This is a genomic window from Photobacterium sanguinicancri, assembly GCF_002265265.1.
Lineage (GTDB): Bacteria > Pseudomonadota > Gammaproteobacteria > Enterobacterales > Vibrionaceae > Photobacterium > Photobacterium sanguinicancri.
Genome location: NZ_NOIF01000524.1, coordinates 1 through 370 on the forward strand (window position 1 = coordinate 1; position 370 = coordinate 370).

Annotated in this window: 1 protein-coding gene; it reads right to left on the reverse strand. The window is 62.4% G+C overall.

Annotation, left to right across the window (positions count from 1 at the left end; all coding sequences use genetic code 11):
• Positions 1 to 131, reverse strand: a 131-nt coding sequence (locus tag ASV53_RS26415) for a mechanosensitive ion channel family protein (protein WP_369126373.1), incomplete at its 3' end; no start/stop codon positions are given.
• Positions 132 to 370 lie beyond the last annotated feature (239 nt).

Below are 370 nucleotides of genomic sequence, written 5' to 3' on the forward strand. Positions count from 1 at the left end.
AGGAAGCGCGCCAGCATCGGCTCCATGCGCTTGGCCAGCAACGCATTGAGGCCGCGCGTGATGCGCGACACCAGCCACAGGCCCACCAGCAGAATGACAATGGCGGCCACGATGTTCCAGGCGTAGGCCACGATGTTCAACCTCCCGATCAATTCGCCCAACGGCGCTGCAATACGTTCCGGGCCTTGATGTGCTCACCCCGAAACCACTCGGCAGAGTATAAGCGGTAATACCGCCCGAATTTAACCGCAATTCGCCGTGCCGTGCGCGCCATCAAAAACGCCCCGACAAAAAGCCGGGGCGTGTGGTTGCCTGGTGAGGCTGTGGGGGTTGTCAGCTCCAGCCGAACAGCGTGTCCAGCAGGCCGGCC